Genomic DNA, 14,370 nt, shown 5'->3' with positions numbered 1-14,370 from the left:
ATGACCCGCATCATTTCACCCGTACATCGTATGAAATGACATACCGTTTCTGCTCAGAATTTCATTACGTCAGTGATCACAAATAACTATTCTTAAACCTTCTATTGAACATAAAGCACTCGTCCATACAATGAATAAAACCCTTGATTTCTCAAGGGTTTCAAAATTCTATGGTGGGCCCACTAGGACTCGAACCTAGGACCAACCGGTTATGAGCCGGCCGCTCTAACCAACTGAGCTATGGGCCCTCAAAAACGGCAAATATAATTATACACATTACAACTAACTTTGACAACATATATTACTGATAAACTTAGATTTTGATATCTCATCAACTTACATGCCAGGAAACCATCCAAGCAAAGAAAAAGAGGCTGTAAGGCAGAGTCCCCAAGGAGGGAAACTCTACACTTAACAGCCACCTGTACTCCTGTCGCCTGGCAACGACCTAGGTTCCCAGGGGTCTTCACCCCAAGTATGCTCGGCGCTGGAGGTCTTCACGGTCGTGTTCGGGATGGGTACGCGTGTATCCCCTCCGCTATGGTCACCAGACTCTTCTTTCCTTTCCAACTGTCTCAGCAAGAGGGATTTTCCTTGGTGAAGGCCTCGACCGATTCGTATCCGTCCGCTCCACGCCTCACGACGCTTCCACGCCGGACCGATCTACCTTATCGTCTATAAGGGGTCTTCCTTCCTTGACGGAATGGGATACGTTATCTTGAGGCAGGCTTCGCGCTTAGATGCTTTCAGCGCTTATCCCTCCCCGACTTGGCTACCCAGCTGTGCCCTTGGCAGAACAACTGGTCCACCAGCGGTCGGTTCATCCCGGTCCTCTCGTACTAAGGACGAACCCTCTCACGTATCCTCCGCCCACGGCAGATAGGGACCGAACTGTCTCACGACGTTCTGAACCCAGCTCGCGTACCGCTTTCATGGGCGAACAGCCCAACCCTTGGGACCGACTTCAGCCCCAGGATGCGATGAGCCGACATCGAGGTGCCAAACCTCCCCGTCGATGTGGACTCTTGGGGGAGATCAGCCTGTTATCCCCGGGGTAGCTTTTATCCGTTGAGCGATGGCCCTTCCACGCAGTGCCACCGGGTCACTAAGCCCGACTTTCGTCCCTGCTCGACCTGTCCGTCTCGCAGTCAAGCTCCCTTGTGCCTTTACACGCCCCGCGCGGTTTCCATCCGCGCTGAGGGAACCTTTGGGCGCCTCCGTTACCTTTTAGGAGGCGACCGCCCCAGTCAAACTGTCCGCCTGACACTGTCCCCACACCCGATTCAGGGTGCCAGGTTAGAAGACTAGCATCTCAAGGGTGGTATCCCAACATCGACTCCACACAGGCTGGCGCCCATGCTTCTGTGTCTCCCACCTATCCTGTACATGACATGCCCGTCTCCCATATCAAGCTACAGTCAAGCTCCACGGGGTCTTTCCGTCTAGCCGCGGGTAACCTGCATCTTCACAGGTATTACAATTTCACCGGGTCTCTCGTTGAGACAGCGCCCAAGTCGTTACGCCTTTCGTGCGGGTCAGAACTTACCTGACAAGGAATTTCGCTACCTTAGGACCGTTATAGTTACGGCCGCCGTTTACTGGGGCTTCAATTCAGAGCTTCGGGCTCTCGCCCTCACCCCTCCTCTTAACCTTCCAGCACCGGGCAGGCGTCAGCCCCTATACTTCGCCTTTCGGCTTCGCAGAGACCTGTGTTTTTGCTAAACAGTCGCTTGGGCCTTTTCACTGCGGCTCTTCTTCAGAGCGCCCCTTCTCCCGAAGTTACGGGGCCATTTTGCCGAGTTCCTTAACGAGAGTGCTCCCGCGCGCCTCCGTGTTCTCCACGCGCCCACCTGTGTCGGTTTCCGGTACGGGCAGATGCATTCTCCCTAGAGGCTTTTCTTGGCAGTGTGACCTCGAGCGCTTCGGTACTCTTCTTCCCTCCCCATCACCGCTCAGAGTTCTCGCCGCGCGGTTTTCCCTGCGCGACCCCCTTGCGGATTGGACGGCCTCTTCCATCCGGCCGCTCGCTCTAGCCTCCTGCGTCACCCCTTCAGTCATGCAAATCCATCTGGTACGGGATTCTCAACCCGTTCTCCTTCGACTACGCCTCTCGGCCTCGCCTTAGGTCCCGACTAACCCTGGGTGGACGATCCTTCCCCAGGAAACCTTGGGCTTTCGGCGGAGGGGATTCTCACCCCTCTTTTCGCTACTCATACCGGCATTCTCACTTCCATAACCTCCACCTTCCCTCTCAAGAAGGCTTCTCCGCTTATGGAACGCTCCCCTACCCTGTGGTCTTCCCACAGCCATAGCTTCGGTGTGTGGTTTAGCCCCGTTACATTTTCCGCGCAGCGTCACTCGACCAGTGAGCTATTACGCACTCTTTCAATGATGGCTGCTTCTAAGCCAACATCCTGGTTGTCTATGCACCGCCACATCGTTTCCCACTTAACCACCCTTGGGGACCTTAGCTGTTGGTCTGGGCTGTTTCCCTCTTGACTACGGATCTTAGCACTCGCAGTCTGACTGCCACGGTTCAATGAAACGGCATTCGGAGTTCGACGGAGCTTGGTAACCCTGGTCGGGCCCCGCACCCCATCGGTGCTCTACCTCCGTCCCTCATCCGTGACGCTAGCCCTAAAGCTATTTCGGGGAGAACCAGCTATCTCCGGGTTCGATTGGAATTTCTCCCCTACCCCCAGTTCATCCCCCGGCTTTTCAACGCCGGTGGGTTCGGGCCTCCATGCGGTGTTACCCGCACTTCACCCTGACCAGGGGTAGCTCACCCGGTTTCGGGTCGATGGCAATCAACTTCTCGCCCTCTTCAGACTCGCTTTCGCTTCGGCTCCGGCTTCCCTGCCTTAACCTCGCTCATCACCATCACTCGCCGGTTCATTCTACAAAAGGCACGCCGTCATCCTTTCGGACTCCGACTGCTTGTAAGCACACGGTTTCAGGTTCTCTTTCACTCCGCTCCCGCGGTTCTTTTCACCTTTCCCTCACGGTACTCTCCGCTATCGGTTGCCAGGGAGTATTTAGCCTTAGGAGGTGGTCCTCCCTGATTCCCACGGGGTTCCTCGTGTCCCGCGGTACTTGGGGCCTGCGCTACCTCCCTCGACAAGCTTCGCCTACGGGGCTCTCACCCGCTCTGGCCGACCTTCCCATGTCGTTTGGCTCCCTTGTCTCCTTCGGCCCAGGCAAGACCCTGCCTGGCTGCGCATCCCCTCTACCCCATGATGGCAACGGGGGTCCCCTTCTCCACCATCATGGTTTAGGCTCTTCCGCGTTCGCTCGCCACTACTTGCGGAATCACTCTTGTTTTCTTCTCCTCCAGGTACTGAGATGTTTCAGTTCCCCAGGTTCCCTCCGTCTATCCTATACATTCAGATAGCGGTACCGGCCCATCACGACCGGTGGGTTCCCCCATTCGGACATCCCTGGATCTTCGCTCGCGTACAGCTCCCCAAGGCATTTCGGTGTTCGCCCCGTCCTTCTTCGGCTCCTGGCACCTAGGCATCCTCCGTGCGCCCTTTCTACCTTCACCTTTCTTCCCTCTTGCTGATTCAGTTCTCAAGGTCCTTCGAGCTTATCCCTCTCTCAAGGCATAAGTAGCTTTCGCTAAGTTCTCTCCCGAGAACCCTCAAAACTAAACACGCACGCCTCTCCACCAAACCCCTCTCTCTTCCCTAGAAAGGAGGTGATCCAGCCGCACCTTCCGATACGGCTACCTTGTTACGACTTCACCCCAATCATCGACCCCACCTTCGGCGGCTGGCCCCCTTTCGGGTTACCCCACCGACTTCGGGTGTTGCCAACTCTCGTGGTGTGACGGGCGGTGTGTACAAGGCCCGGGAACGGATTCACCGCGGCATGCTGATCCGCGATTACTAGCAATTCCGGCTTCATGCAGGCGAGTTGCAGCCTGCAATCCGAACTACGAGCGGTTTTCAGGGGTTCGCTCCAGATCGCTCTCTCGCTTCCCGTTGTGCCGCCCATTGTAGCACGTGTGTCGCCCAGGACATCAGGGGCATGATGATTTGACGTCATCCCCGCCTTCCTCCGACTTGCGCCGGCAGTCACCTGTGAGTCCCCACCTCTACGTGCTGGTAACACAGGTCAAGGGTTGCGCTCGTTGCGGGACTTAACCCAACATCTCACGACACGAGCTGACGACAACCATGCACCACCTGTCTCCTCTGCCCCGAAGGGACCTACCATCTCTGGTATCGTCAGAGGGATGTCAAGCCCTGGTAAGGTTCTTCGCGTTGCTTCGAATTAAACCACATGCTCCACTGCTTGTGCGGGCCCCCGTCAATTCCTTTGAGTTTCAGTCTTGCGACCGTACTCCCCAGGCGGAGTGCTTATTGGGTTTCCTTCGGCACTGAGGGTGGTACCCCCCAACACCTAGCACTCATCGTTTACGGCGTGGACTACCAGGGTATCTAATCCTGTTTGCTCCCCACGCTTTCGTGCCTCAGCGTCAGTCACTGTCCAGCAAGGCGCCTTCGCCACTGGTATTCCTCCACATCTCTACGCATTTCACCGCTACACGTGGAATTCCCCTTGCCTCTCCAGTACTCAAGTCCTACAGTTTCCAAGGCATTCCCAAGGTTGAGCCCTGGCCTTTCACCCCAGACTTGCAGAACCGCCTACGCACCCTTTACGCCCAGTGATTCCGGACAACGCTTGCCCCCTACGTATTACCGCGGCTGCTGGCACGTAGTTTGCCGGGGCTTCCTCTCGGGGTACCGTCTCGCAAAGAGCATTCCCTCTCCTTGCCGCTCTTCCCCCTTGACTGAGCTTTACAACCCGAAGGCCTTCCTCGCTCACGCGGCGTTGCTCCGTCAGGCTTGCGCCCATTGCGGAAGATTCCCTACTGCTGCCTCCCGTAGGAGTCTGGGCCGTGTCTCAGTCCCAGTGTGGCCGGTCACCCTCTCAGGTCGGCTACGCATCGTCGCCTTGGTAGGCCTTTACCCTACCAACTAGCTAATGCGCTGCGGGGTCCTCTCTCAGCGATGCCGTAGCATCCTTTCCCGCATCAGGCATGCGCCCCATGCGCCTATCCGGCCTTAGCACCCGTTTCCAGGCGTTATTCCGGTCTGTTAGGCAGATTCCCCACGTGTTCCTCACCCGTCCGCCGCTGGTATCTTTCGATACCCGCTCGACTTGCATGTATTAGGCACGCCGCCAGCGTTCGTCCTGAGCCAGGATCAAACTCTCAATGTCTAATTCCTTCTCCCTCGCTCTCTCGAGCTCGGGCACTTCTTCTCTGGCGTTTGGTGATTCTTGTGCGTGTTTAGTTTTCAAGGTTCTCTCGCTGCCAAGGCTCTCTTTCGCGTCCCCTCTTGCAGCGACAGCGACTATCTTACCTCCCTCCGAACTTTTTTGCAACCCCTTTTCCAAAAAAATAATCATGTATTTTTTTCCACACAAAATATTGACCTGCTATAAGCAGGCCATGTTGATCTATGCACTATAAGATATTTAGGAGCGCTCATCGCGTCGTTCACGCAAGAGAGGAAATAAGAGAACATCTCGAATGGAAGGCTGATTCGTCAAGAGCATCACTAAACGGTCTATCCCGATGCCGAGCCCTCCTGTTGGTGGCATACCCTGTTCGAGTGCCAGCAAAAAATCTTCATCCAATTCTTGCGCTTCTTCATTGCCAGCGGCCCGTTCTTCCATTTGTTTCAGAAAACGGTCTCTTTGATCCAGCGGATCATTTAATTCTGAGAATGCGTTGCCATGCTCTCGACCCACAATAAACAATTCAAAACGATCGGTAAATCGCTCATCCTCTTTATTCTTGATTGCAAGGGGAGAAATCTCCACTGGATGCCCATAGACAAACGTTGGCTGAATCAACGTGGATTCTACACGTTGCTCAAAAAATTCGTTGACAATGTGACCATACCTCATTTCGTCACTAATTTGAATATGATGTTCATGAGCTAACTGCCGCGCCGTCTCCAAATCGTGAACGGGCCAGAAATCTACGCCTGTCTGTTCACGGATTGCGTCAACCATATGTACGCGCCGCCACGGCCCTTGAAGATGAATGGTATATTCTCCATACGTAATATCTAATGTTGAATGTACGGCTGATGCGGCATGTCGCACTAAATTCTCAGTTAAATCCATGATATCATGAAAATCTGCATACGCTTGATATAGCTCAAGCATAGTGAATTCAGGATTGTGGCGTGTGGAAATACCTTCGTTTCGATATACACGACCTATTTCATAAACTCTCTCCAAACCACCAACAATCAACCGTTTTAGATGAAGTTCAAGCGCAATGCGCAATACAAGTGGTATATCGAGTGCATTATGATGCGTGTGGAAAGGTCGTGCATGTGCTCCACTGGCCACAGTATGCAAAGTAGGTGTTTCCACTTCCAGAAATCCTTCTTTATCCAAATATTCACGTATCGCTTGAATAATTTTTGATCGCGCCATAAAAGTGTCGCGAATTTCTGGATTGACAATCAGGTCAAGATATCTTTGCCGATAACGCGTTTCAACATCTTTAAGTCCATGCCATTTCTCAGGCAATGGGCGCAAAGCCTTAGATAACACATCAAGTTTCTGACAAAGCACTGTCACTTCACCGCGATTGGTGCGAAATACTGTACCTTCAACACCTATGATGTCACCGAGATCGAGCAACTGAAAAATTTCGTATCCTTCTTCCCCGAGCACATCTTGCTTGGCATAAATTTGAATACTACCTGTCCGATCTTGCATTACGGCGAAAGAAGCTTTGCCATGCCCGCGGCGAATCATCATCCGTCCTGCTATCCGAACACGCATCGACATTTCTTCCAATTCCTCTTTGCTTTTCTCGCCTGCGGCATTTAAAATATCGCTCGCATGGTGAGTAACATCATATCGATGGCCATATGGATAGACACCTTTGTTTCGCAACTCGTCCAATTTTTCCAAACGGACACTCATTAAATCGAACTCATCCATTCAAACATTCCTCCTGCACGGAAAGACGAGGGAAATTCTCCCTCGCCATTTTTCATAAAAGAGCGCATGGTTATGCCAACTGCAAACATGTTTTAGTGATTCTAAGACAACTAAAACACAGCCATTTCATGGATACCCCACTCATGAGACCAATGCTTTAACGGCGAATTTCTAAAATTTTGAACTTGATGGTTCCTGCAGGAACAGCAACATCTACCACAGAGCCAATGGATTTACCAAGCAACGCGCGTCCTACCGGTGATTCATTGGATATCTTGTTGCTTGCTGGATTGGCTTCTGCCGAACCAACGATGGTATATTCCACATCTTCATTAAATTCCATATCTCTAAGCAATACGGTTGAGCCAATGGATACAGAGTTGGTATCGACCTCATCTTCATTGATGATTCGCGCATTGCGAAGCATCTTTTCCAAAGTCATGATTCTGCCTTCAATAAACGCCTGTTCATTCTTAGCGTCCTCATATTCCGAATTCTCACTGATATCTCCATACGATATGGCCAGTTTGATGCGTTCTGCCACTTCACGGCGTTTCACGCTTTTTAACTGTTCCAGTTCTTCTTCGAGTTTTCGCAACCCTTCGGGAGTCAAAAGAACTTCTTTTTCTGCCATAGCAATATCGCTCCTTTTTGCCGACAAGTGCCGATGTACAGACGCGAATTCTCCAAGCCATTTCGCACAATATATGGGATAGAGCACCACCGGGGACACCGGCAGTGCTCTGTAAACCCATTCCGGACACAATGTCTAGTGGCAATTATAGATACGCTCCTGAGGCTTGTCAATGCGTACCAGACAGCGTATACATATGCTTATCTGTTATCTTTTATGGGCGAGAGGCTCATTTTATCACTCAAAAGTTCTTCCTCTGTAACATCCAAAACATTACCCAGTTTATGTATCATTTCTTGACTCGGTTGACGCGTCCCTCTTTCTAATGATCCAACAATCGTTAGGGAAACTCCTAATTCTTTGGCCAGCTCTTCTTGTGTCCAACATTTCAGCTTGCGATAAGCGCGAATTCGTCTACCAAATGTGTCCGACATATTCAACCCCACTTTCCGAAAGGTTTTCGGCCATTTCAGCCAGCGTTACTCCTCCAAGACCGCGCCTTTGCGGAACTAACTCTGCCAGTGGAATGATGACGAAACCTCTTTCCCACATCCTCGGATGAGGAATCTGCAACATTTGATAGCATACAGACAAATTATCATAAAGGAGAATATCTAAATCAAGCGTACGCGGTCCGTTCTGTATCGCTCGCACACGCCCCTCGTTCTGTTCTATTTCATGTAAGGTTTGAAGCAATTGCAAAGGTTCCAGTGATGTTTGTATAGACATCACCATATTCAGAAAATCTGGCTGTTCAAGATATCCAACCGGGGTCGTCTCATATACTGAAGAACAACGTACTGGCCCTTCTGATAAACAGGTAAGAGCTTCTACAGCTCGTTGTAAATGGTGAATTCTCCTACCCTGATTGGAACCCAGGGCTATAAATACCTCATGGACCATTTTGCTGCCCATCGTCCTCCTTGTCTTGTACAGCCTCAAGCATCCGACAAACGCGCACAGTCGCCTTCACGTCATGGACGCGCAAGTATTCCACACCTTCCATTATTGCATATGCAGCAATAGCCAGATTTCCTTCTAATCGATCGGATACATCTGCCGAAAGAATTTCTCCAATAAATCGTTTCCGACTGACACCGAGCAAAACGGATTGACCCAGTTTTGTATAATGCGGCAAAATTCGCAAAGCAGATAGATTTTGATGGGTATCCTTAGCAAAACCTATTCCCGGATCTATGACCAGACGTTCTCTCGCAATACCTGCAGATAAGCAGCGTTCTATACCAGACCGTGTTTCCTGAAGAAGTTCTGCGAGACCATTCCCTAAAGGTCGGCTGTCTCGGTTATGCATCCAAAAATAAATACAGTTGGCGTCACTGACTACTTGTAGCATCTCTTTATGGTGCAGGGCACCCCAAACATCGTTGATACCGCTCACGCCGCATTCAAGAGCACGTGCCGCTATCTCAGGTTTATACGTATCTACACTAATGGGAATCGGACAATGAAGCGCAAGATCTTTGAGTACAGGCTGCAATCTTCGCCATTCCTCTTCAGATGTAACGGATTGGTGACCTGGTCGCGTGCTTTCGGCACCCACGTCCAACCAGTCTGCGCCTTCTTCAACCAGGCGATACGCATGGTTCAGCGCATCAGTCGGGGAAAAATAAATCCCCCGTCAGAAAAAGAGTCAGGTGTTACATTCAAAATCCCCATCACTTTTGTACGCACTGTGTTACCCTTCTTTCCAATGACACTCCACGCAAGCGAAGACGCGATAGCAGGCTCGATAAATTTAGGACTGTTGTTCAGCAATCCAGCCTTCTATCTCTTCTACGCCAAAAAAGTATTTTGCAGCGCAAAAATGACAAACCGCTTCTGCTCCTTTGTCTTCTTCCATCATACTGCGGAGTTCTGAGACATCGAGGTTTTTCATTGCTGCCGCAAATCGTTCACGAGAGCAGTTACAAGCAAATTGTACAGCTACTCGATTGAGCAAGTGTGCATCGGGATCGAGCAAATAAAGTAATTCTTCTGCACTCTTACCTGTTTGTAGAATGTCAGTTACACTTTGCATAGAAGACAACCGTTCTTCCAGCTTTTCAATGTCATTTTCTTCATGCCCGGGAAGCAATTGCAAGAGAAACCCGCCTGCACAGATAACACGATTGTCTGTCCCAACGAGTACCCCTGCTCCCACAGCAGAGGGCGTCTGTTCGGATACAGCAAAATAATAAGTGAAATCATCTGCAATCTCACCTGTCTGGATAGCTGCCGAACCTGTATAATAATCTCTCAAACCGGTATCTCGTGTAACATAGAGAGTACCTCTGCCAACAGCTCTGCCAACATCCAACTTACCTTTTGAATTGGCTGGCAAATCAACAAACGGATTGTCCACGTATCCCCGCACATTGCCAAAAGCGTCCGCATCTACGAGAATGCGTCCAAGCGGACCGTCTCCATCAATACGAAGTGTCAGACGCTCTTCATTTTTCAATTGTTGCCCCATCATGAGGGCAATACTTGCTGTTCTTCCTAATGCAGCCGTGGCCACCGGCCAAGTATGGTGTCGACCCTGCATCTCATTGACAACGTTCGTCGTAACGCATGCCAGAGCACGACCACGACCATTCAATATCGTTGCCCTCACTAACTGGTCAGGTGCGCTTTTCATGTTTAAACCTCCTAGAATGACGAACAACCCCCATGTAGAGGGTTGTCGTTAGAATCTCCTGTCAATGCTGCTTTTCTTCAAAACGCATTTTCCCTTGCCATCTATTATCTAGAGGTCTTTATTCTGTTCTGCTATTACCTCTTCTGGTGATTTGCCTTCCATAATGGCCCGAATCTCAAATTCATCAATCGTCTCTTTTTCCAGGAGAAGATTGGCCAAAGCATCCAGCCGATCTCGACGTTCCGTCAAAATCTTGCGAGTGCGCTCATGACAATCTTCAACTATCCGCTTCATTTCTTCGTCAATCTCAAAGGCAACTCTGTCACTATAATTGGCTTCTGACGACAGGTCTTTGCCTAAGAAGACTTGACCTTGACGGCTACCGTATTGCATGGGGCCAAGTTTGTCGCTCATACCATACTGAGTCACCATTTGCCTAGCAATTTCCGTAACTCGCTCTAAATCGTTGGATGCACCTGTGCTAATTTCGCCTAAAACAATCTCTTCCGCGACTCGACCACCCAACAATCCACAGATGCGATCGTACATCTCCTGCCGTGTCATGAAATAACGATCTTCCTTAGGCAAGGTAACCGTATACCCACCCGCCATTCCGCGGGGAATAATGGTGACTTTATGAACTGTGTCCGCAGCCTGCACATAATAGCCAATCACTGCATGCCCAGCTTCATGGAAGGCTACCAGTTTACGCTCATGTTCACTAATCACCCTCGAGCGTTTTTCCGGGCCAGCCATCACTCTGTCAATCGCTTCATCAATATCGCGATTGGTAATGCGGGTTTCTCGCTTGCGAGCCGCTAATAGTGCTGCCTCATTGAGGACATTTTCCAAATCGGCTCCTGTAAACCCGGGTGTCCGCTTAGCAATCACATCCAAGCGAATATCAGAAGAAAACGGCTTGTTTCTAGCATGCACCTTTAAAATTTCCTCACGGCCTTTTACATCAGGACGATTGACCACAATCTGGCGGTCAAAACGGCCTGGACGCAGCAGCGCTGGATCGAGGATATCTGGACGGTTGGTGGCAGCAATAATAATTATGCCGTCATTTCCCGAGAAACCGTCCATCTCTACAAGCAATTGGTTGAGTGTTTGTTCACGTTCATCATGACCGCCACCGAGACCTGCTCCACGATGACGTCCAACTGCATCAATTTCGTCAATAAAAATGATACAAGGTGCGTTTTTCTTGGCAGTTTCAAACAAATCACGCACACGTGATGCACCGACACCGACAAACATTTCTACAAAGTCAGAACCTGAAATACTAAAAAAGGGAACGCCAGCTTCTCCCGCAACCGCACGAGCCAGCAAAGTTTTACCCGTACCAGGCGGCCCTACCAGAAGTACACCTTTGGGAATGCGGGCACCGAGTTGTGAAAAGCGTTTGGGATCTTTAAGAAACTCTACAATTTCTTCCAATTCAGCCTTTTCTTCATCCGCACCAGCTACATCACGAAAAGTAACGCGACGTTTTTCCTCAGTGTAAAGTCTTGCCCTGCTTTTGCCAAAGTTCATGACTCGGCTGCCGCCGCCTTGTGCCTGATTAAACAGGAAGAACATAATGACAAAAACAAAGACAAACGGAATAATGGAAGTTAAAAATTGAATCCAAACAGATTCTTTTGGTTGCTGATTGACGTAGAAGTCGACTTTATTATTTTCCAGAAGAGGATAGACGTTATCGTCATTCAGACCCCTGGTAGAAAACTTCTTTCCGTCACTGAGCGTACCGTCAATGGTAAGCGTTAGCCCATCTGGAGTCACATAAACCGGACCGGAAATTTCATGCGATTTGATATCGCTCACAAATTGGCTATAGGCTATCGTCGATTGCGGGCGGCTTGAATTTGTCAGAAAGTCCACCACTCCGACGATGGCTAGCAAAATCAGCACATAGAAAACAATGCTGCGGTAAAACCTGTTCATGCCTTACCTCCTCTCGGTCATGGCGGGAATATTGTACCATAAGGACTGAATAGACAACAGCAGAGCGGAAGGAGGCCATGAATCCTTTGTGACAGATCTGTTGAACGTCATGACTCCTGATAAATCTCGGCTTTTAAAATGCCTACATAAGGCAGATTCCGATAGCGTTCAGCATAGTCCAGTCCATATCCTACAATAAAAGCATTGGGTACACGAAAACCAAACCAATCCGGTTCAATGTCCACTTGCCTGCCCTCCGGTTTGTCAAACAGCGAAACAATTTTCACAGATGCTGCCTTTCGATGCAAGAGGGTTTCGCGCAAATAGCGCAGTGTCAAACCAGAGTCCACAATATCTTCGACAATTACCACATGCCGACCTTCCACAGGTCTGTCAAGATCCTTTAAAATACGCACAACACCTGATGATTTTGAGGCATCTCCATAACTGGAGGTTGCCATAAAATCAATTTCAAGCGGAACATCTACCCGCTTAATCAAATCCGCCATAAAGAGCACTGCGCCTTTGAGGACACAGATAAAAAGCGGATTTTTCTCATTGTACTCGACAGCTAACTGTTTCCCCAACTCTTGAATGCGCTGTTGAATTTGCTCTTCATCGAACAGTATGCTCTCTAGGTCTTTTTGCATGACAGAAAATCTACTCCTCCTTGTCCCTTCTCCATAAAATTCTGCATTCCTCAGCTTGCAACAAACTTTGCACATGTTTGGGCGGAATGGTTTGTAAGGTCCAACGGGCAATCTCTGCATCCTTTGAATGAATTCGCGATGAGCTATACAAACCTGGAATCCACAGCCAGTCGCCAGCTTTTACAACTGGCCAGGCAGCTCGCAACATTTTCGGCAACTTACTATCTGTCATCAAGTCCTGAATTTTTTTCGATCCGACCCGTGTCTTGACACGCCAGCTTCGATTGCAGTCTTCAATGCTCAACGAATGGATTTCTGGCGGTAAATGAACCGTCCATCCCCAATCATTACCTGACACCAAGTTTGATATATGATGACGTGTAAGACGCCAAATCCATCCAAGCTCATCAGCCCACTCTCCTTCGTTGAGAAGGACTTCCCGAACAGTTTGCCGCTTAGTGTTCAAGAAACGAGGTCGAGGGCCCACCCACAATTGAGAATAAATACGCCACGCTAAAAATCCGCCCGGCAAATCAATGCCAGCCGACGGATCTTTGCTGCTGGCCAATTTCCGCAGATCTTCCACGTGGCGCGCAGTCCAATTGATTTCCGTCGGAAAACATGTCAATAGTAGGTGAATTGCCCTTCTTTGTAAAGGAATCGGCAACTCTATCCATTGATTTGTAGACAAATGATACGCTGATAAAGTCTCGTCATATGTAATATACGTATTGAATAATTGTTTGGCCCAATCATTCAGCCAATCATTTTCTTCACGAACCATTGCTGTAAAACGTCCAATTATCTCTGAAACATTGGGTTCAATAGCGCGAAGTTCTGGCAACACACGCTGCCTCAAACGATTGCGAAGAAAGCGAAGCGACTGATTGCTTTCATCTTCAACCCAGGACCATCCGTTTTGTTGAGCTGTTTTCTCAATAGCTTGCTTGGAAAAAGAGAGAAGTGGCCGGAGCAAGCGCATATGGCTTTGTGGAACAACTGACTCAGCCTGCATTCCCTGCAACCCCGACAAATAAGCGCCGCGCAACAATCTCCACAATACCGTTTCCACCTGATCGTCAGCATGGTGAGCAACGGCAATCGCATCACATTGATATTTCTCTGCCATGCGAAGCAAAGCCTGATAGCGTAAATGACGAGCGTCCGCCTCCGTACCGCGCCGATGTTGAATGCTGATGTCTTGCAAGTGGACATACTCTATCTCAGCTGGCAAGTGAAGCTGTTCAGCCAATTCCTGAACAAAGCGGGCGTCACGATTAGCCGTTTCGCGCAATCCATGATGGACATGCCCTACCACCAACTGCAAAGAGAGGGAAGATTGCAAACTGGCTAGCATTCGCAAAAGCACTACAGAATCCACACCGCCTGAGCAGGCAACAAGAACTCTTTGAAGCTTTTTTTGCTTCGCCATGCTGAGCCATATTTGCAAAAACTCATGTACTGAAACTACTGATGATTTCCGCATAATCCACCTTGACTCATCGCAGCGGCTCAATCCTTAT

The 14,370-nt window shown here is 49.8% G+C and carries 9 protein-coding genes, 1 tRNA gene and 3 rRNA genes; all 13 read right to left on the bottom strand.

Annotated elements, in window-relative coordinates:
- Positions 1–171: 171 nt before the first annotated feature.
- A tRNA-Ile gene (locus FY534_RS00805) sits at positions 172–248 on the bottom strand.
- A 187-nt stretch (positions 249–435) separates the two neighbouring features.
- Positions 436–552 (bottom strand): 5S ribosomal RNA (gene rrf, locus FY534_RS00800).
- Between the two features lie 42 nt (positions 553–594).
- Positions 595–3,544, bottom strand: a 23S ribosomal RNA gene (locus FY534_RS00795).
- A 146-nt stretch (positions 3,545–3,690) separates the two neighbouring features.
- Positions 3,691–5,226: ribosomal RNA gene (locus FY534_RS00790) — 16S ribosomal RNA — on the bottom strand.
- Together the 16S, 23S and 5S rRNA genes with 1 tRNA gene alongside form the textbook arrangement of a ribosomal RNA operon.
- A gap of 258 nt (positions 5,227–5,484) precedes the next feature.
- Entirely contained in the window at positions 5,485–6,975 is a 1,491-nt protein-coding gene (gene lysS, locus FY534_RS00785; protein ID WP_072873588.1) for a lysine--tRNA ligase, read from the bottom strand.
- Positions 6,976–7,132: 157 nt separating this feature from the next.
- Positions 7,133–7,609, bottom strand: a complete 477-nt coding sequence (gene greA / locus FY534_RS00780; protein WP_203114932.1) for a transcription elongation factor GreA — start codon at positions 7,607–7,609, stop codon at positions 7,133–7,135.
- Positions 7,610–7,809: 200 nt separating this feature from the next.
- Positions 7,810–8,043, bottom strand: a complete 234-nt coding sequence (locus FY534_RS00775; RefSeq protein WP_072873590.1) for a helix-turn-helix transcriptional regulator — start codon at positions 8,041–8,043, stop codon at positions 7,810–7,812.
- Positions 8,024–8,524, bottom strand: a complete 501-nt coding sequence (folK, locus tag FY534_RS00770; protein WP_072873591.1) for a 2-amino-4-hydroxy-6-hydroxymethyldihydropteridine diphosphokinase — start codon at positions 8,522–8,524, stop codon at positions 8,024–8,026. The genes FY534_RS00775 and folK overlap by 20 nt, the downstream gene beginning before the upstream one ends.
- Positions 8,502–9,200: a dihydropteroate synthase gene (gene folP, locus FY534_RS00765; RefSeq protein ID WP_238413706.1), complete on the bottom strand. Its 699-nt coding sequence runs from the start codon at positions 9,198–9,200 to the stop codon at positions 8,502–8,504. The genes folK and folP overlap by 23 nt, the downstream gene beginning before the upstream one ends.
- Before the next feature lie 165 nt (positions 9,201–9,365).
- Complete coding sequence (gene hslO / locus FY534_RS00760; RefSeq protein WP_072873592.1) at positions 9,366–10,247, bottom strand: Hsp33 family molecular chaperone HslO; 882 nt, start codon at positions 10,245–10,247, stop codon at positions 9,366–9,368.
- 108 nt (positions 10,248–10,355) lie between these two features.
- Entirely contained in the window at positions 10,356–12,197 is a 1,842-nt protein-coding gene (gene ftsH / locus FY534_RS00755) for an ATP-dependent zinc metalloprotease FtsH (protein WP_072873593.1), read from the bottom strand.
- Between the two features lie 107 nt (positions 12,198–12,304).
- Entirely contained in the window at positions 12,305–12,847 is a 543-nt protein-coding gene (gene hpt / locus FY534_RS00750; RefSeq protein ID WP_072873594.1) for a hypoxanthine phosphoribosyltransferase, read from the bottom strand.
- Positions 12,848–12,857: 10 nt separating this feature from the next.
- On the bottom strand, positions 12,858–14,333 hold the full coding sequence (gene tilS / locus FY534_RS00745; protein WP_072873595.1) for a tRNA lysidine(34) synthetase TilS: 1,476 nt from the start codon (positions 14,331–14,333) through the stop codon (positions 12,858–12,860).
- Positions 14,334–14,370: the final 37 nt, after the last annotated feature.

Source organism: Alicyclobacillus sp. TC (assembly GCF_016804365.1).
GTDB lineage: Bacteria > Bacillota > Bacilli > Alicyclobacillales > Alicyclobacillaceae > Alicyclobacillus_I > Alicyclobacillus_I tolerans.
The sequence above is the reverse complement of the archived record's forward strand: the minus strand, read 5'-3'. Positions and strand labels throughout refer to the sequence as shown.

What these genes read in the sequence shown, in the direction of transcription:
- hpt (WP_072873594.1), bottom strand. Translation starts at nt 12,847, where the DNA reads ATGCAAAAAGACCTAGAGAGCATACTGTTCGATGAAGAGCAAATTCAA.
- hslO (WP_072873592.1), bottom strand. Translation starts at nt 10,247, where the DNA reads ATGAAAAGCGCACCTGACCAGTTAGTGAGGGCAACGATATTGAATGGT.
- folK (WP_072873591.1), bottom strand. Translation starts at nt 8,524, where the DNA reads ATGGGCAGCAAAATGGTCCATGAGGTATTTATAGCCCTGGGTTCCAAT.
- greA (WP_203114932.1), bottom strand. Translation starts at nt 7,609, where the DNA reads ATGGCAGAAAAAGAAGTTCTTTTGACTCCCGAAGGGTTGCGAAAACTC.
- ftsH (WP_072873593.1), bottom strand. Translation starts at nt 12,197, where the DNA reads ATGAACAGGTTTTACCGCAGCATTGTTTTCTATGTGCTGATTTTGCTA.
- FY534_RS00775 (WP_072873590.1), bottom strand. Translation starts at nt 8,043, where the DNA reads ATGTCGGACACATTTGGTAGACGAATTCGCGCTTATCGCAAGCTGAAA.
- lysS (WP_072873588.1), bottom strand. Translation starts at nt 6,975, where the DNA reads ATGGATGAGTTCGATTTAATGAGTGTCCGTTTGGAAAAATTGGACGAG.
- tilS (WP_072873595.1), bottom strand. Translation starts at nt 14,333, where the DNA reads ATGCGGAAATCATCAGTAGTTTCAGTACATGAGTTTTTGCAAATATGG.